Source organism: Deinococcus aquaedulcis (genome assembly GCF_019693445.1).
GTDB classification, from domain to species: Bacteria; Deinococcota; Deinococci; order Deinococcales; family Deinococcaceae; genus Deinococcus; species Deinococcus aquaedulcis.
Window position 1 is genome coordinate 138,004 of record NZ_JAHRBL010000006.1, and the last position, 17,647, is coordinate 155,650.

The 17,647-nt window shown below is 70.0% G+C and carries 17 protein-coding genes; 5 read left to right on the plus strand and 12 right to left on the minus strand.

The features are described from left to right. Positions 1 to 35: 35 nt before the first annotated feature. On the minus strand, positions 36 to 245 hold the full coding sequence (locus tag KMW22_RS09795) for a hypothetical protein (protein WP_221089864.1): 210 nt from the start codon (positions 243 to 245) through the stop codon (positions 36 to 38). Positions 246 to 360: 115 nt separating this feature from the next. Between KMW22_RS09795 and KMW22_RS09800 the strand changes: the two genes are divergently transcribed. Continuing rightward, a complete protein-coding gene (locus KMW22_RS09800) occupies positions 361 to 1,680 on the plus strand; it encodes a S1C family serine protease (protein ID WP_221089865.1) in 1,320 nt (439 codons plus the stop codon). A gap of 50 nt (positions 1,681 to 1,730) precedes the next feature. Here KMW22_RS09800 and KMW22_RS09805 read toward each other — a convergent pair whose 3' ends face one another. From KMW22_RS09805 to KMW22_RS09845, 9 genes are all read right to left on the minus strand, one after another. Further along, a complete protein-coding gene (locus KMW22_RS09805; RefSeq protein ID WP_221089866.1) occupies positions 1,731 to 2,012 on the minus strand; it encodes a hypothetical protein in 282 nt (93 codons plus the stop codon). A gap of 459 nt (positions 2,013 to 2,471) precedes the next feature. Next, entirely contained in the window at positions 2,472 to 3,275 is an 804-nt protein-coding gene (locus KMW22_RS09810; protein ID WP_221089867.1) for a [LysW]-aminoadipate kinase, read from the minus strand. Between the two features lie 74 nt (positions 3,276 to 3,349). Further along, on the minus strand, positions 3,350 to 3,658 hold the full coding sequence (locus KMW22_RS09815) for a DUF1294 domain-containing protein (protein WP_328774655.1): 309 nt from the start codon (positions 3,656 to 3,658) through the stop codon (positions 3,350 to 3,352). Between the two features lies 1 nt (position 3,659). Further along, entirely contained in the window at positions 3,660 to 4,655 is a 996-nt protein-coding gene (gene ispH, locus KMW22_RS09820; protein WP_221089868.1) for a 4-hydroxy-3-methylbut-2-enyl diphosphate reductase, read from the minus strand. A gap of 132 nt (positions 4,656 to 4,787) precedes the next feature. Continuing rightward, positions 4,788 to 6,242 (minus strand): phospholipase D-like domain-containing protein, encoded by a 1,455-nt coding sequence (locus tag KMW22_RS09825; protein WP_268906288.1) that lies wholly within the window; start codon positions 6,240 to 6,242, stop codon positions 4,788 to 4,790. Positions 6,243 to 6,545: 303 nt separating this feature from the next. Beyond that, positions 6,546 to 8,219: a glycerol-3-phosphate acyltransferase gene (locus KMW22_RS09830; RefSeq protein WP_221089869.1), complete on the minus strand. Its 1,674-nt coding sequence runs from the start codon at positions 8,217 to 8,219 to the stop codon at positions 6,546 to 6,548. Between the two features lie 239 nt (positions 8,220 to 8,458). Beyond that, positions 8,459 to 9,175: a DUF4388 domain-containing protein gene (locus tag KMW22_RS09835; RefSeq protein ID WP_221089870.1), complete on the minus strand. Its 717-nt coding sequence runs from the start codon at positions 9,173 to 9,175 to the stop codon at positions 8,459 to 8,461. 59 nt (positions 9,176 to 9,234) lie between these two features. Then, positions 9,235 to 10,728, minus strand: a complete 1,494-nt coding sequence (locus tag KMW22_RS09840; RefSeq protein WP_235692816.1) for an NAD(P)H-hydrate dehydratase — start codon at positions 10,726 to 10,728, stop codon at positions 9,235 to 9,237. A 1-nt stretch (position 10,729) separates the two neighbouring features. Continuing rightward, on the minus strand, positions 10,730 to 11,536 hold the full coding sequence (locus KMW22_RS09845) for a tetratricopeptide repeat protein (protein WP_221089871.1): 807 nt from the start codon (positions 11,534 to 11,536) through the stop codon (positions 10,730 to 10,732). Between the two features lie 160 nt (positions 11,537 to 11,696). Between KMW22_RS09845 and rsmA the strand changes: the two genes are divergently transcribed. The 4 genes from rsmA to KMW22_RS09865 all read left to right on the plus strand — a co-directional run bounded on the left by rsmA (position 11,697) and on the right by KMW22_RS09865 (position 16,103). Next, complete coding sequence (rsmA, locus tag KMW22_RS09850; protein WP_221089872.1) at positions 11,697 to 12,557, plus strand: 16S rRNA (adenine(1518)-N(6)/adenine(1519)-N(6))-dimethyltransferase RsmA; 861 nt, start codon at positions 11,697 to 11,699, stop codon at positions 12,555 to 12,557. A 70-nt stretch (positions 12,558 to 12,627) separates the two neighbouring features. After that, on the plus strand, positions 12,628 to 13,623 hold the full coding sequence (locus tag KMW22_RS09855) for a carbohydrate kinase family protein (protein WP_221089873.1): 996 nt from the start codon (positions 12,628 to 12,630) through the stop codon (positions 13,621 to 13,623). Positions 13,624 to 13,904: 281 nt separating this feature from the next. After that, positions 13,905 to 15,509 carry a gamma-glutamyltransferase family protein gene (locus KMW22_RS09860; protein ID WP_221089874.1) on the plus strand — a complete coding sequence of 535 codons (1,605 nt, stop codon included), beginning with the start codon at positions 13,905 to 13,907 and terminating at the stop codon, positions 15,507 to 15,509. Positions 15,510 to 15,563: 54 nt separating this feature from the next. Beyond that, entirely contained in the window at positions 15,564 to 16,103 is a 540-nt protein-coding gene (locus KMW22_RS09865) for a hypothetical protein (RefSeq protein WP_221089875.1), read from the plus strand. 76 nt (positions 16,104 to 16,179) lie between these two features. On the opposite strand, the gene KMW22_RS09870 is transcribed toward KMW22_RS09865, so the two are convergent. Together KMW22_RS09870 and KMW22_RS09875 are read right to left on the minus strand one after the other, a co-directional pair. Next, the gene (locus tag KMW22_RS09870; protein ID WP_221089876.1) at positions 16,180 to 16,920 is read right to left on the minus strand and encodes a class I SAM-dependent methyltransferase; all 741 of its coding nucleotides are present in this window, start codon (positions 16,918 to 16,920) and stop codon (positions 16,180 to 16,182) included. A 199-nt stretch (positions 16,921 to 17,119) separates the two neighbouring features. Continuing rightward, positions 17,120 to 17,644: a hypothetical protein gene (locus tag KMW22_RS09875; RefSeq protein WP_221089877.1), complete on the minus strand. Its 525-nt coding sequence runs from the start codon at positions 17,642 to 17,644 to the stop codon at positions 17,120 to 17,122. Positions 17,645 to 17,647 lie beyond the last annotated feature (3 nt).

A 17,647-nucleotide genomic window follows, 5' to 3' on the forward strand; every position in this document is an offset into this window, starting at 1 on the left:
CGGCTGGGCTGGCGGCGCTGCCTCAAGGGGCCGCCTCAACCGCTGGGCCCCTTGCCATAGCAGGATTCCCAGGGCCAGCACAGCCACACCCACCTCTGCTCCCAGCAGGGGGTAATTTTGGACGTACCAGACCTGCGGGCGCTGTCCGTCGCCATTGTGCCGATCAGGAGCCCGGCATAGGCCAGCACCGCGCCGGTGAGCACCAGCGCCGCCGCACACACCTTCAGGAAAATGGAGAGGGCCATGCGCCCGGCCCTCAAGCCACGTGCAATGGCGTTGCGTCCGGAGCTTCAGTGCCGCGTAAGGCCAGTGCGGGCGGGCTTTAACCAAGGTGTAACGGGCGCGCGGCACACTGCCCGCATGAACCGCACCCTCTCCATTCTGGCCCTCACCAGTACCCTGGCCCTGGGCGCCCTGGTGGGTTACGACATCCGCGACCGCGCATTGGACCGCGCTGCACCGGCAGCCACCACGACCACGTCGCCTTCCGCGTCCACCCCGACGGCGGCGACCTCGGGGCAGATGGTCCCTGCCCTGGCGGCCACCCCCGCCAGCGAGGCCCGCGCCCGCACCGAGAGCGAGGCCAACACCGTGCAGGTGGTCAAGGCCCGGCGCGACGGGCTGGTGTACATCAGCGTGACCGAGAGCGACGAGGGCAGCGCCGAGGCCCAGCTGCGTCAGCGCCTGCAACAGCAGCTGCCCTTCGATTTCGGACTGCCGGACGGCGGCCCCCGCAGCGGCACGGGCAGCGGCTTTTTCATCACCAAGGGCGGCGACATTATCACCAACAACCATGTGGTGGAGGGCGCCAGCGAGATCACCATCCGCCTGCACGGCAGCGCCAAGACCTACAAGGCCGAGGTGGTGGCCCGCGCCCCCGACTTCGACCTTGCCCTGCTCCGCGCCGTGGGGGTGCCTGCGGCGCAGATTAAACCCATTCCGCTGGGAGACAGTGATGCGCTGGACGTGGGCCTCAAGGCCATTGCAATGGGCGCGCCTTTCGGACTGGATTTCAGCGTCTCGGAAGGCATCATTTCCAGCCTGGAGCGGCAGGTGGCCGTCGGCACCCGCGCGGTGGAACAGAAGGTAATTCAGACCGACGCCGCCATCAACCCGGGGAACAGCGGTGGGCCGCTGCTGAACAGTGCCGGGCAGGTGATCGGCGTGAACACCCAGATTCTGACCGGTGGCATTGGTCAGAGCGCGGGCGTGGGCTTTGCCATTCCGGTGAACACGGTCAAGAAGTTGCTGCCGCAGCTGCAGGCCGGCAAAGGCGGCGAGGACGCCGTGATTCAGACGCCCAGCCTGGGTATTGTCCTGGCTGAGCTTGAGGATCTGGGGGAGACCCAGCGCCAGCGTGCACAGTTGCCGGACGCGGGCGCACTGGTCAAGTGCGTCTACGAGGGCAGCCCCGCCCAGGCCGCCCGTTTGCAGGGTGCCCTGGCCTGCGCCGACCTGAGGCCCTCGTCGGCCCAGGCCGAGCCTACTCCTGACCTGCAGCGGGCGGACGTGATTACCGCCATTGACGGCCAGCAGGTGACCACCGTGAACGACCTGCGCGCCGCTGTGCTGGGCAAGCAGCCCGGCGACCGCGTGACCCTGCAGGTGCAGCGCGCCGGCAAACCGCGCGAGGTGCAGGTGACGCTGAAGGTGTTCCAGTTCCCCACGGCCCAGCAGTAAGGAGAGAAGAGAGAGCGGCGAGGTCACTGGCCCAGCCGCCTTTTCCTGCTTTAGCTGAACAGGGGGCCCAGGTCGGTCATGACGCCCGTGGGTTCGGCGGGGCCAAAGGCGTAGCTGCCAAACACCCCTAGAAAGTCGTCGTGGCTGAGGGTGCGCGTCTGGCCGCTGGGGCCGGTGGCCTGCACCTGCTCGCCCCGGGCGGTCAGGTGGTAGGTACCCAGTTCGCGCACGGTGGCTTTTTTGCCGCGCCCGGCGCGCAGCAGGGCAGTCACGCGGTATTCGCAGCCGCCCCGGACAGTCAGAAAGTGCAGCAGATCGGGCGCGCTTTGCATCGGCGGGGGCCAGCATAGCACCTGCTCTTTTGGGGAGGTCGGTACCGATGGGGGCGGCCCTGGGTCTGTCAATTGCCGCCCTCAACGTCTATACCCCGGAACCGCCGGGTCAACTTCAGGCCTCGAAACCCCCTTGGCCCGTGACCGTTCTGGCCGGCGCGGGCTCAGCGGTCCTTTTACACGGACTCCGATTGAACCGTTTCTGTTAACGATTCACTCGGGCCGGACGGACTCGCAGAGCTGCGGAGCACAGAAGGAGAAAAAGCGGGCTTTCGGGCGTGGCGTGGGCCATCCGATTCTGTTCGGGATTGCAGACGTTAGAGCGGTTGACCAAAGAACTCCCTCACCCTTCGCGGCGCGAGGCCCTCTCTGCAGCGCAGCTCTTCGAGTCCCACGAGGGGAGAGGGTCGAGAACCAACATCATCTTGATGTCAACTGCTCTAGATGACGGCATCCGTCCTACGCCACGACGGTGCCCTCGCCGTTCAGCGCGGCGGTGACAGGTTGCCCGGCGCGTGCATCCCCGAAAATCACCCGGCGCACGCCGCCCTGCACCGCCTCGGCGGCGCCCAGCACTTTCTTCTTCATGCGGTCCTGGGCAAATTCCAGATACGCCTCTACATTCGCCGCCGGAATCTCGCGGATCAGGCTGCTCTCGTCCGGGTAGGCGCGCAGCAGGCCCGGCACGTTGGACAGCAGCAGCAGCGCCTCGGCCTTCAGGGCCACGGCCAGGGCGGCGGCGGCGCGGTCACCGTCCACGTTGATCGCCACGCCTTCGTAGGAACTGGCGGGCGGGGTCAGCACCGGCAGGTAGCCTGCCGAGAGCAGCAGCTCCAGCAGCGCCGTGTTCACCCGCTCCACCGTGCCGGTGTGGTCGCCGCGCAGCACCTTCACCTTGCCGTTCTCCACGGCGCGCACGCTGTCCTTGTGGCGGCCCTCGAAAATCCGGCCGTCCAGGCCCGAGAGGCCAACGGCGTTCACGCCCAGCCGCTGCAGCCTTTCCACGATCCCCTTGTTCATTTTGCCGCAGTACACCATCTCGAAAATTTCCAGCGTCTGGCGGTCAGTAAAGCGTGACGTATAGCCGCTGGGGCTGGTCACGAAGCGGGGCGGGTGCCCCAGGGCCTCGGCCACGCGGTTGGTTTCGCCGCTGCCGCCGTGCACCAGAATCAGGCGCTCGCCCGCCTTCCAGCGGGCCGCCATATCGGTACACACCGCGTCGTAATCAATGCCCGCACTGCCGCCCACCTTCACCACAATCATGCGCGCCATGTTAACGGATGAAAGAAAGGAGGGTCAAACGTTTTTCAATTGAAAGGGGCGGTAGGGGTGTGGGCTCAGCGGCCCAGGAGTTGCAGCGCGATCATGCCCACCCAGCCCAGCAACCACAGGGCCAGCAGACGCCGGTACACGCGCTGGTACGTCGCCTTGCGCGTCTTGTGCCGGAACACCAGCTGCGCCAGTCCCGAGCCCAGGGCCCCGCCCCAGGCTTCCAGGCGGTGCAATCCGGCTTCGGGGGTGCGGCGGCGCCCGCCCTGGGCCCGCCTCTTGTCCTGCCACACCGCCACGAAGGCGGCCAGCCCCCACAGCAGTTGCCAGACCACGAACAGCCGGAAGGCCAGCGCCAGGACGTCCGGCAGGGTCACGTTATTGCAGGGTGCGCGGCAGCGCCTGGGTGGGCGCGATCTTCTTGGGCTCGCGGAACTCGATGTTCTCCCACTCGCCCTCTTCAATCACCTGCAGCGCCGGGTTCAGCGCCTGGAAGTGGGCCACCACCGCCTGCACCAGATCGTCGGGCGTGCTGGCGGCACTGGTAATACCAATGGAGCGCACGCCGCTCAGGTCCAGCCCCGCAAGGTCGGCGGCGGTCTCCAGACGCTCGGCGCGGCCACAGGTGTCAGCAGCCAGTTCCAGCAGGCGCATGCCGTTGCTGGAATGCGTGCTGGTGAGCACCAGAAACAGGTCCACGTGCGGCGCAATGGCCTTGACCGCGTCCTGGCGGTTCTTGGTGGCGTAGCACAGGTCCTCGCTGGGGGGCACCACCAGCCTGGGAAAGCGCGCCTTCAGAATCTCCACGGTGCGCCGGGTGTCGTCCACGCTGAGGGTGGTCTGGGTGAGCACCACCAGCCGTTCGGGGTCGGGCACCTGCACGGTGTGGGGGTCGTGCAGCCCTTCGCCGCTCTTGCCCAGCACGCCCACCAGAATGGTCTGTTCGGGCGCCTCGCCGCGCGTGCCGATCACTTCCTGGTGGCGGGCGCTGTCGCCGATCAGCAGAATCATGTAGCCCTCGCGGGCGTACTTCTTGGCCTCGGTGTGTACCTTGGTCACCAGGGGACAGGTGGCGTCAATGGTGCTCAGGCCCAGGGCGCGCGCCCGCTCGCGCACGGCGGGGCTGATGCCGTGGGCGCTGAACACCACAGTGTCGCCGCCGTCCGGCAGGGCGTCGATGTCGTTCAGGTCTTCCACGAAATGCACGCCGTGGCGCTGTTGTAGCCGCTCCACGACTGTGTGGTTGTGCACAATAGAGTGGTACACCGTGACCGGCTTGTCTTCGCTCTGCGCGGCTTTTTCCACCGCCTGAATCGCCATGACCACCCCCGCGCAAAAGCCCCGGGGCTTGGCCAGATGCAGCCGCTCAACCACGGCGGACCCCGTGGGAACGGAACTGGGAATGAGGGGCAGCCAACATGGGCCACAGTGTAGTGCCCGGCCGCGCCCCACACCGTGCGCTGCGGCCCCAGTTCAGCAGGGGGTGCCAGTTCAGGGCGCCATGATTCAGGGTCGGCGCAGCCAGCGCTCCAGGGGCACGGGGGCACTGCTGCTACGCCAGATGGCCTCGAAGCTCGCCTCCTGCTCGGCCACGGCGGCGGGGTCGCTGGTTGCCAGCGCCGCCTCGGCCAGCCCCAGGGTGCCCCAGGCGCTGAAATGGAAGTTCATGCTGCCCACCACCACCATCTGGCGGTCCACGGTCAGCGCCTTGGTGTGCATGGCAAAGTCCACGTAGTGCGCCTCAAAGCGCTCGTCGGGGATGCCGCGCCGCCGCATCTCGCGGCGCAGCAGCGCCACGCCCGTGCGGTTGGCTGGGGCCCCCACGCCGTAGTTCACGGCCAGCAGCCGTACCTGCACGCCCCGCTCCAGGGCCGCCAGCACCGCCCCGAAATACACCGGCAGGTCCTCGAACGCGCAGCCTTCGGGGTGCAGGTAGCCGTACCAGCACGCCAGCCCCGGGCTGAAGTCGGCCTGCATGAGGTCAATGCTGCGCTGGGCGGCGCCCAGCAGGGCCAGATGCGCGTCGTCGGCCAGCCCCTCACCCCCGGGGCGGCGGTAGAGCAGCCACGCGCGCGCCTGGCCGGCTGGCTGGGCCAGGGCAGCGGCCGGGGGGTGGCTGGGTGCGGGGGCAGGGCCCAGGGTGCAGGCCGCCGCCACCTCTTCGGGCGCCACCTGGGGCGGGCACTGCAGGGCCTCGCTGCGGCGCCACAGGTCGTCAAAGGCCGCCACACCCGCCTGCGCCACCGGACCGCGCAGCCGCAGGCCCAGGTCGTGCAGGTTGCGCCCGCCGGGCTGCGCGGCGGGCAGGTGCCACACCGTGAAGTTGAACCCGGCCGCCGTGACGTCCTCGCCATCAATCACATGCAGCTTGACGTGGCTGTGCGGAAAGGAAGCGTAGTTCAGCAGGGTCACGGTCCAGCCCCGCGCGGGATCGGCGAACGGCACCCCGGCGGCGCGCAGGTCGCGGGCCAGGGTCAGCAGCGGCTGGGGGGGACCGGGCGGGCCCAGCTGGGGCACGCCGCCCAGCAGCAGGCGCACCGTCAGGCCGTCCGGGTAGGCGCCGGGCGTGGCCTGCAGGCGGCGGTACAGCGCCCCCACCGCCTGCGCCAGCGTCCAGCCGGGGCGGCCCTCGCCGCCCTGCCACTCCATGCTGGTCAGCAGCACCTCGCGCCGCGCGCCCTCAACCTGCCGGGCAATCTGGCTGAAGGCGTCTTCCGGGGTGTCCAGGTCCTGCGGGGTGCGCAGGTAACCCACAAACGCGTTGCCGCACGACACGTCGCTGCCGCCCCGGGCACGCACCACGTTCCACACCGCCCGCTCCAGGGGCGCGGCCGGCGGCGGGCAGGCGTCCTGGGGCCAGTTCACCACCACCGGCGGGCGGGCAGGCCCCAGCGCCGGGGACACGGCCCCGGCCCAGGCTGCCAAGGCCCATACCCCCATCACTGCCCACCACCGCTTCATGCGCCGCGCAGCCTAGAGCATTTGCGCGTGCCCGTGCGCCGCAACTGCAGCCAGAGGCGTGGACTGGCGCAGAACAGCCTGGGGGACAAGGGGAGAGGGAAAGACGAAGCTCGGGTCAGCCGAAGGCGAGGGGTGAGCAGAGCGAACAAGAGAAAAAACGGAACCAGGGCGACGGACAGCAGAGTCGTCCCCTTCCCGACCGGCTTTGGCATTGGAGGAGCCCCTTAGAAGCCGCTGGGCCGGGCGGTGAAAGGCAAGGGCCGCCAGGGGAAATCTCTGGCGGCCCTGGGCTCCACGCTGCGGTCAGTCCACGACCTGAAAGCCCAGCTTCTGCGCCTGATCCACGAAGAAATTGATGTTCTCGGTCAGCGTTTGCGGGCCCAGGCTCTTGCGCCAGTGCTCGCCCGTGGCGGCGATAATCAGCGTTTCGGCGAGGCAGGCGGGTACCTGCCCTTCGCCAAACTGCAGGTCAATGTTGCTGGTCATGCCGCCGGGGGGGCGCACCACGCCGCCAGGAATCACGCGGACGCCGGGCAGGGTCAGCACACTGTCGTCCACATCGGCAGGGCGGCCTTCATCGAAAATCCAGGCGCCGGGTTTGACGTGCTGCGGAAAGATCACGGGGTTGGGATCGCTGGTGGCGCTGAAGATTAGGTCCGCTTCCTTCAGCGGCTCGTAGCTGGTGGTGGTGATGATCTCGGTGTCCTTGGCCGCGCGGCGCAGGGTGGCGGCGCTGCGCTCCAGACGCTCGAGGTCGCGGCCCACCATGATCAGTTTGCCCACCTGCGGGGCAATGGTGCGCGCAATGCCAAAGGCCACCACGCCGTTGGCCCCCACTACCCCGGCCGCCGCGTCCTTGAGGTTGCGGCCCTGCGCCGCAAAGTGCTCCAGAATGCCGGGAATCGCTGCCTTGATGGTGCCCGAGGTATACGCCCCGCCGTTGGTCACGGTGATGTCCGGCACGGCCGCCTGCACGTCCACGCCCTTGTTGCCCACCACCGACCAGAAGGCGCCCAGCCCAAAGACCTCGGCCCCCAGTTCCTGGGCCAGCCGCGCGCCCTCAATGGCGCGGCGGGTGGCGAGCTCTGGCTGGTCGCGGAACACATCGGGCAGCAGGGGGCTGGAAAGCAGATAGCAGCGGATGCGCTTGCCGTCCAGCGTGCGAATGCCGTGCAGTTCCCCCACTTTCATGGGCCGCATGCTTTCGGCCAGCTGGCGCACACCCTTTTCGCTGATAATGCCCCGCTCCACCAGGGGCCGCAGCCACGCAAAGCGCCGCGCACTCCAGAAGTTTTCCAGGGTCATGGGATGAATCATGAAGGCGGCCACCACCTCGTCGGGGCGGCGCCCGGCCAGCGGCACCGACTCGCCCAGGCGGGGTTCGGTGCCGTCCAGCAGGCGGCCCAGGTTCTCCTTGAAGCGCCAGGTGGCGGCCACCAGCAGCGCCAGCGCGCCCAACTTCGCAGCCGGCCCCAGCGGCAGCAGGGCCACCGCCAGTGCAAAGGCCAGCAGTCCGGCCAGGGTCGCCGCACTCACAAAGCCCCAGTACCCGGCCACCCCGGCATACACCACCACGGGCAGGGCCGCCACCCACAGCGGCACGGCACCCGTGACCGCCAGCGCCGCCAGCACCCCCAGCAGCAGCAGGTTGCCCCGGCCACGCGGCGGGGTTTGGCCGTACAGGGCGCGCGGCGGGTTCAGGTGGCCCAGGTACGCCGCCAGCGCCGCCAGAACCGTGACCTCCGGGCGGCCCAGGCTGGAGGCCATCAGCACGGCCACGAAGCCCTTGGCGGCGTCCAGCAGCGCGCTCAGCAGCGCCAGCCGGGGGCCCACAAGGTGCAGGACATTCTCGACCCCCAGGTTATGGGCGTTGGTCATGCGGACATTGACGCCCGCGCGGGACAGCAGCGTCTGCCCGGCGGGCAGCGTGCCCACCAGAAACGCCACGAGCAGCAGCAGGGCCGAAAGAAACACCATTTCGACATTGTAGGGGAGGGGGAAGTGGGTGGTGGGGAGTAGTCAGTGGTGGAACCGAGCAGGCCCCGGCACAAGGAGCCTGCACCAATAGGTGTGGCCTCTTGTGCCGCCCATCACCGACCCTCAGGTAGGGCCGAAAAGGGCCACCGGCACGCTGGACTCAACCCCGTAGGGGGAAGGTCCTCCTGCGCTCTGCAGGCTCTAGCCCCACGCCCTACTTCCCACTTCCCACTGACCCCTTACCCCTCGCCGGGTTTCAGATGCTGCGTTTCCCACACCAGATCGCGCAGCACCCAGCCGCTGCCGGGAAAGCGCAGGCCCAGGCGCAGTTCGCCCAGCAGGTAGTCGCGTACGTCGGCCAGGGGGGTGCCCTGGTCCACGGCGTCGGCCAGGGTGCGCTCGCCGTCCAGCAGGCGGGCCACCGGATGCAGGGCGGCGCGCTGCTTGGTGGGCTGCAGCTTCAGGCGCTGCCACTCGAAGCGGCCCCGGGGCTCCAGCACGCCCTCGCGCACATTCTGGGCCACGGTCTGGGCCACCTGAAACAGCGGCATCTCCGCGCTGATGGCCGCCGAGCGCACCGAGCGGCCCCCTGGCACATCAAACAGCGGCACGCGGCCCTCAAAGACCTGACTGGGGCTGCCGATCACCTGACACACCTGAATCCACTCGTCACTCAGGCGGGCCCAGTCGGTGGAAAAGTGGCCGTAGGGCCCCAGCGGCGCGCCGGTCACCGCGCGGGGCGAGAACATGAACATGCCGGCGTCCACCAGCAGGGGGCAGGCCTGAATGGCCTCGGTGCCCAGCCAGTCCAGAATGCCCCCCGACACGATCTCGCCGCCCACAAAAGCCACGGTGAAGGGCACGTCCGTCTGAACCTCCAGCACCCCGGTCTGACGGGTTGTGTGAATCAGCTCGAGTACACCCAGAAGCGGAACGTCGCTCAGAAGCCCTTGCATGGATGAGCGCACGGTACCATCTTTCGGTCAGCCCCGCGCTCCTGCACCTGAAGGGTGGGTCATCTGCCCTGGGCCGCCGCCTGCAGGTCGGCCCAGGCGCCGCCGAGTTCATGGGCCACATCGGTGGCACCCAGGCCGTAGCCAAAGGTCTGCGCGGCGCGCTCCCCGGCGCGGGCATGCAGGCGCACGCCCACCTGGGCGGCTTCGGCGGGGCCCAGCCCCTGGGCCAGCAGCGCGGCCAGCAGCCCCGAGAGGGTATCGCCCATCCCGCCGCTGGCCATCCCCGGATGCCCCCCGCGCGAGACGCTCAGGCCGCTTTCATCGGCCACCACGCTGGGGCCACCCTTGAGCACCACCACGCCGCCCAGCCGGGTCTGCAGGGCGCGGGCCGCCGCCAGCGGATCGCGGGTAATGTCCGGGGTGCCCACGCCCAGCAGCCGCGCGGCCTCGCCGGGGTGGGGGGTCCACACGCAGCGGGCGTGGCCCTGCCCGGCCAGTTCGGGTTGCAGGGCGTCGGCGTCCAGAACGGTGGGCAGCTCCCAGGCCAGCACCCGGCGCGCGTGGTCGGCCGCCCTAGGCCCCAGGCCCATGCCCAGCGCCACGGCGTCGGGCCGGGCCGGTGGCTCGGTGCCCTCCAGAAAGGCGCCCAGGTCCGGGTGACGGCAGACCATCAGTTCGGGGGAGAGCAGCGGGAGCTCCGCCGCCGAGTGCACCGTCACCAGCCCGGCCCCGGCGCGCAGGGCGCCCAGGCCCGCCAGCAGCGGCGCGCCGGCGGTACCTGGATGGCCACCCACGAGCCACACACGCCCGGCCGTGCCCTTGTGGGCGTCGGCATGGCGCACCGGCAGGTGGGCGGCCAGATGGGCGTCGGCTGGGCGCGTCGCCACCGCTTCGGCCAGGGCCCAGCCGGGCGGCAGCCGCAGGGGGGCCACAGCCACCTGCCCGGCGCGCGCAGCGGCCGGGCCAAACAGCAGCGCGGGCTTGGGGCCACTGAAGGTCACCGTTACGTCGGCCTGCACGCTCTGGTCGGCCACGGCCAGCTCGGCCTGCAGGCCACTGGGGAGGTCCAGGCTCAGCACAGCGGCGCCCCGTGCCCGCGCGGCGTTCACGGCCTGAATAATCGCCGCCAGCGCCGGGCGCAGCGGGGGCTGAAAGCCGGTGCCCAGCAGGCCGTCCACCACCACGGTGTCCGCGCCCGCCCGGCGGCCCAGGGCGGCTGGGGTGAGGGCCGCTGTCTGGCCGCCCACCGCCCGCCAGCGCCGCCGGTTGATGCGGGTCAGCGGGTGGCGGGAGGGCAGCGCCAGCACTGTGGCCGCGTGGCCCAGCGCCAGCAAGTGCCGCGCGGCCACAAAGGCGTCGCCGCCGTTGGCGCCCCCACCGGCCAGCAGCAGGGCCGGGCGGCCGGGAAAGGCACGCGCCAGCTCATCGGCCGCTGCGCGCCCGGCCTCTTCCATGGCGAGGTCCAGCAGGCCGGCCGCCGCCAGGCGCGCGTCCAGGCGCCGCACGCCGTCCGGGGTCAGCACGGCCTCGCCCGTTGCCCGGGTTGCGGTCATCTCAGCCGCCGCGCAGGGCGAGGTACACGATCAGGCCCAGGCCCGCCAGCAGCCCCCAGCGGAGGTTACGCAGCGCCGGGCTGGCGGCGAAGCGCTCTTTCATCTCGGCGTCGGTGTCGTCCTTGGAGCGTTTCATGGCAAGGCGCTGGCCCCGGCGAATGCTGCGCACGCCCTCGGCCACCTTGCCCTGGCGGCGCAGGGCCACGCCCAGGTTGTGGTGCCCGCCGTCGTAGTCGGGGTTGAGGCGCAGCACCTCGCGGTAGACGGCTTCGGCCTCGGCAAAGCGCCCGGCTTCCATGTCCAGGTTGCCCAGGTTGGTCAGGGCGCGGTAGTGGCCGGGGTCGGCCACGCGGGCCTCGTCCAGCACGCGCCGGGCGTCGTCGGCCTCGCCGCGCACCGCGTGCAGCACGCCCTGCATGTTCAGGGCCTCGGCCCGGGTCAGGGGCTGCGCCAGCGCCCCCAGGAGCCGCTCTTGCAGCGCCGCCGGGTCCGTTTCCTTCTGGCTGCCCTCCAGCGCATTCAGCGCCGCCAGCACCTCGTCGGGCGGCACCTGCGCGCGCAGCCCGGCCAGCAGCGGCTCGCCCCCGGCGTCCTCCAGGGCCCGCCGGTAGTCGCCCAGGGCCCGCCGGGCCGAGGGGTAGCGCCGGGCGCGCACGGCGTCCTGCACCCCGTCCAGCGCCCCCAGGGCCTCCTGCACCGCCGCCGTCTCGCCCGCCAGCCGCGCCGTGATGGCCGCGCGGCGCCAGTCGCCTGTCGCCACCAGTTCCCGGACCGGGGGCAGCGCCGGGGTTTCTGGCGGCCCACTCATGCCGGGCCCCGGGGGCAGCGAACAGGCGACCAGACCGCAGCGGCTCCTAAACGACTCACGCGCCGAGTATACTGACGCGTTTCCGGCAGGCCGCTGCACGTCCGTTCCGTGAGGGGCGCCTCCTGCAGCCCTTTTTGGCCGGCAACCTCCCCACTGACCCATGTCCCAACCTGACCCCACCCCGCGCGACCCTGCCCTGGCGCCGCTGTATTCCCCGGCGCGCGTGCGCGAATTGCTCACGCGCCACGGCCTGAAACCCACCAAGAGCCTGGGCCAGAACTTTCTGATTGACGGCAACATCCTGCGCGCCATTGCCGAAGCGGGCGGCGCCGAAAGTGGCGTGCCCGTGCTGGAGATCGGCCCCGGCCTGGGCGTGCTGACCCAGGAAATCGCCCGCCGGGGCGCCCAGGTCACTACCCTAGAAAAGGACGAGCGCCTGCGCCCGGTGCTAAGTGAGACCCTGGACGGGCTGGGCGTGCGGATTATCTGGGGCGACGCCCTGGACTTCGATTACGCCTCGCTGCCGGCCGGCACGCGCGTGATCGCCAACCTGCCCTACTACATCACCGGGCTGCTGCTGTCGCGCTTTATGCGCTCACCCGGCATCGTGAGCGCCACGGTGCTGGTGCAAAAGGAAGTGGCGCAGCGCCTCGCCGCCAAGCCCGGCAGCGACAACTACGGCTTTCTGAGCGCCATCGCCTCGTTGTACGGCACCGTGCGCCATGTGCGCGACGTGCCCAAGGGCGCCTTTTTCCCCGCGCCAGACGTGACCAGCAGCGTGGTGCGCCTGGACTTTGACCGCACCCGCCCGGCCCCCGAGCCCGAGTTCCTGCACTTTGTGGAAACCGCGCTGCACCACCGCCGCAAGACCCTGCGCAACAACCTGCGCCTGGGCGGCTTTGAGGGCGCGGCCATTGACGAGGCCCTGGCATCGGGCGGCCTGCGGGCCGACGTGCGCGCCGAGGACGTGGCCCTGGGTGACCTGCGTGACATGGCCGTCAAACTGGGCGTGGTACGGTAGTTGCACGCGTTTTTACCGCCATGATCGCCCTGTTTGTGCTCACTGAGGGCCCTGTGCGCCCTGGAGGTTTATGAAGTTCTACGTTATCGGCGACGTGACCGTCGACCATCTGTACCACCTGCGCCGCCTGCCCAAGCCGGGCGAGGAAGTCACGCCCACGCAGGCCAGCATGAAGCCCGGCGGTGCGGGCGGCACCATCAGCGTGACCCTGGCCCGGCTGGGCCACACCGTCACCCTGGCGGCCCGGGTGGGCACCGATCCTTTTGCCGAATATGCCCTGAGCCACGTGCGCGACAGCGGCGTGCTGGACAGCGCTATTCAGCGCGACCCCGAACGCCTGACCAGCACCATTACCGTGATGCAGACCGCCAGTGGCGAGCGCGCCATGATCAGCCACGGCGCCGCCAACCGCCAGCTGGACCCGGCGGGCCTGAAGGTCAAGGACATTGAAGGCTCAGACGCCCTGATTATCAACGCCTACGCCCTGACCGAAGGTCCGCAGCGCGAGTACACCCTGGCGGCCATCCGCGCGGCCCAGGGCGCCAAGAAACCCGTGCCTGTGTTTATTGACCTGGGCACCGGCGCTGTGAACAAGGTGGGTACCTCGCTGCTGGGTGACGTGATCGCCGCCGACTACCTGATGCTCAACCAGCACGAGCTGCAGGCCCTGACCGGCACCGGCTCGATCAGCGCGGCCCTGGCCCAGCTGGGCGCGGCCGGCGCGCAGCGCGTGGTGGTGAAGGTGGGCAAGATGGGCTCGATCACCTGGACCCCCACCGAAACCGAACTGGTGGACGCCATTCGCCCTGAAGGGCAGGTCGTGGACTCCACGGGGGCCGGCGACACCTTTACCGCCACCTTCGCCCACGCGGTCCTGAATGGGGCCGGCATGTCCGAAGCGGCGCGCGCCGCCAACGCCGCTGGGGCCCTGGCGGCCACCGGCATCGGCGCCCAGGAGCGCCCCATCACCCCCGCCGATCTGGCCGAGGTGCTCCCCGGCGTGGCGGTGCCCGCGCCGGCCCCGGCCCCCAAAGCCACCCGTGGCCGCAAGAGCACGGCCGGGTAAGAGGGGAGAGGGTCGTGTCCGCCTGGCCGGTCTGGCTGGGCGGCGCTTTGTTTTGGCTATGGGCTATGAGCCATGGGCCATGAGGAAAGGCGCATGGGCTCATGGCGTGTCAGCGGCGTTTTCCGGGAACGGAATAGGTGCCCGCAGCAGCCGGCGGTGCGGGCGGCCTTGGAAGGCGATGGTTGGGCCCGTGGGTGAAACAGGCTGCCGTTGCTGGCCCAGAGCTCATGGCTCATAGCCCATGGCCCATGGCCTACAGCCCCCCGCTGTACCCTGCTCCCATGAGCTACAACCCAGACGTTCCCACCGTTCGCCGCCCGGTGTATGCCCGCCGGGGCATGGTCGCCACCTCGCAGCCGCTGGCCGCGCAGGCCGGGCTGTGGGTGCTGCAGCAGGGGGGCAACGCGGTGGACGCCGCCATTGCCACTGCCGCCGCCCTGACCGTGGTGGAACCGACCAGCAACGGGATTGGCGGCGACCTCTTTGCCCTGGTGTGGGCCGGGGGGGAACTGCACGCCCTGAACGCCAGCGGCGCGGCCCCCGCCGCCCTGACCCTGGACGTGCTGGCTGCGCAACACGGCGGCCAGATGCCCCGCTTCGGCTGGACCCCGGTGACGGTGCCCGGCGCCGTGCGCGGCTGGGCAGATCTGCACGCCCGCTTTGGCCGACTGGACTTTGAAGCGGTCCTGACCCCTGCCATCCGGTACGCCGAGGATGGCTATCCGCTTTCCCCCGTTCTGGCGGCCAACTGGGCGCGCGCCGCCGGCATTTACCGCCGCCTGAACCGGCCCGAGATGACCGAGTGGTTTGCCACCTTCATGCCGGAGGGGTTCACGCCCGCCCCCGGCGCGCTGTGGCGTTCACCGGGGCATGCCCGCACCCTGCGGGAGATTGCCCGCACGAACGGCGCGGCGTTCTACGAGGGCGAACTGGCCGCCCAGATCGACGCCCACGCCCGCACCGGGGGCGGTTCCCTGACTGGCGCCGATCTGGCAGCACACCGCAGCGAATGGGTCACGCCCATTCACACCGAGTTTGACGGCCACCGCGTCTACGAGATTCCGCCCAACGGCCAGGGCATTGCGGCCCTGATCGCGCTGAATGTGCTCTCAGGCGTGGACCTGCCCGCGCGGCGCGATGACCCCCAGGGCCTGCACCTGCAGATTGAAGCGATGAAGCGCGGCTTCCACGATGCCCACAGCTACGTGGCCGACCCGCGCCACGTGCCCGTGGACGTGTCGGGGTTGCTGTCCAGTGCCAATGCGCAGGCCCACCGCGCTCACCTGGGGGGGCGCGCCCACGACCCCCAGACCCGCGCGCCCAGCACCGGCGGCACGGTGTACCTCGCGGCGGCCGACGAGGACGGCGGCATGGTCAGCCTGATCCAGAGCAACTACATGGGCTTTGGCAGCGGCGTGGTGATACCCGGCACCGGCATCGCCCTGCACAACCGGGGCCACAACTTCCACACCGACCCCGCCCACCCCAATGCCCTGGCGCCGGGCAAGCGGCCATACCACACGATCATCCCGGGCTTCCTGGGCCGCACCGACGGCACCCCGGTGGGCCCCTTTGGCGTGATGGGCGGCTTCATGCAGCCCCAGGGGCACCTGCAGGTGGTGCTGAACACCGTGCGCTATGGCATGAACCCCCAGCAGGCCCTGGACGCCCCGCGCTGGCAGTGGCTGGACGGCCTGCGCGTGGAGGTCGAGCAGAGCCTGGGCGAGGGGCTGACCCGCGAGCTGATCGCCCGGGGCCACAGCGTGAGCGTGCAGCCCGAGGCCGGTTCGTTCGGTCGGGGTCAGATGATCCGCCGCGACCCCGTCAGCGGCGTGCTCGAAGGCGGCACCGAAACCCGAACCGACGGCCACATCGCGGTGTGGTGAGCGGCGCGGCGAAAGTCGCTTGAGGCCTGGGAAGGAGACAGGCAGACTGCGGTCATGCGCCGCGCTCTGCTGTTCCTCCCCTTGCTCCTGACCTGGGCCCGTGCCGGTGGCGCCGAGCCTATTGCACGCGCCGATGTGCTGCGCTGGGTGCCGGGGGTGCGTCAGGCGGTCTTCACGCCGCCCAGTCCGACCCGGCAGGAGCCTTTTACATCCAAATTGACTGTACAGGTGGGCCGTCTCCCCGTGCAGGTGTTTCTGAGTGCCGGTGGCGACGCCAATGAGGCCCAGCCGGGCCGCATCACTGGCCTGCTGGCGTGGGTGCCGACGGCGACCCCGGGCCCTGCGGAAAAAGAGGCGCTGGTGCGGGTGGTGCTCACCCATCTGCGGGTGTGCGCCAGCGTCACGGAGACTCAGGCCGCCCAGATTCGGCTGTTGGCCGGCCTGGACTGGCAGGCCCCCCTGGGTATGCAAGAGCGACAGGTGGGTCCCTTTCAGCTGAGCTGGGCCGATGGTGACGGTCTGAACGTGGCCGGCAGGGACCGGGGCGGCATGATCGTCCGCTGGCCCGGGGCGCCCAGCCGCTGCACGTTCTGAACTAGGGCCTGTGGTGTGACTGGTCCAGGCAGCCCTCAGAACGCCTTGCCCGGCAGCCGTTGCCTGTCTTCCACGCCTACAGCGCCTTTGTGGTGAACACCATCACCTCGCTGCGGTCATCCAGCGGCCCGCCCTGAAAGGAGCCCGTGACGCGCGGGCTTTCAAATCCGGCGAAGCGCAGCAGCCACTCCATTTCAAAGCGGGTGTAGTAGCGCTGGGTGAGGGTGTAGTGGCGGCGCCTCAGTGTGCCGTCGGGCGCAGTCGTGTCCACGTGGTACTCGGTGGTGATGTGCTGGCGGGGCTTGTCGTGGCGCTGCACCAGAAAGACGTCGGTGCGGCTGCCGTCCGGGGCATGGAAGGTTTCGCCCTCGTGGCGCACGGTATTGGGCTTGCCAAAGCGCGGCACGTACAGGTCGAACGAGAAGATGCCGCCCGTGACCAGATGCGCGTGAATGTTCTCCAGGGCCTGCACCTGTTCATTCGGGGTGTACAGGTGCATCAGGGCATTGAAGGGGGCGATGACCGTGGCAAAGCGGTCCTGCAGCCCAAAGGTTCGCGCGTCCCCCTGTACGTAGCGCACCGCCAGCCCCTCCTGCGCCGCGCGTCCCTGCGCGCGCTCAATCATGCGCGCGCTGGGCTCCAGCCCGGTGATCGCCACCCCCCGCCGCGCCAGAAAGGTGGTCACCCGCCCCGTACCCGACCCGATTTCTAGCACCGGCCCCGCCGCCTGCTCCGCCACCCGCGCGTAGTAGTGCAGGTCGTCGCGGTAGACGTCGTACTGGTGGTCGTACAGGTCGGCAAAGTCGTCGTAGTTCACAGGGAGAAGAGTAAGGGGGCCATGGGCTCTGGGCCATGAGCCATGGGGAAAGGCAGGGAAGGTGGGCGGGACCGCTGCCTGCTTCCCCCATTCCGGCCGCACCTCCCGATCTTTGCCTCATGGCCCAAAGCTCATAGCTCATGGCCAAAAAAACACCGCCCCCCCAATCCCGGGAAGGCGGCAGGAACCCTCCGGCCCCTCAGTTCACCCGCACGCTGTTGGCCAGGGTGCGCACCACGGCCTCGTTTTTCGAGTAGTCCTTGAGGTTGCCGGCAATGGTGACCACTAGCATGCGCCCGCCTGCGCTGGTGACCATCAGCTCGCGGCGCAGTTCGTCGCCCTGGCCGGGGGTGGTGAACACGAACTGCGCCCACGGCGCGCCGCCCACCTGCACCAGATTGGCCTTGAGCGTCTTGATGTTCGGCACCTGGGCGCGAATGACACCGGGGAACTGCTCGACCAGCTTGGCCACTTCGCCCTGGGTCAGCTTGCTCGTGCGCCACTCAAAGGCCACGCTGACCTTGCGGTCCTCGGTCATGAACACAGCGTCGGGGCGCCCAGCGGCCGAGGGGAAAGCGGTACGAATGCCGGCGGCGCTCAGGGTCAGCAGTTTGGCGTTCGGTTCAACCGTCACTGGCACGTTGCCCAGCTTCACGGGCACGGCACTGGCGAGGGTGGCCGCGCTCAGGGCCACGGTCAGGGGTACAGAAAGGAAGCGCCTCATGTC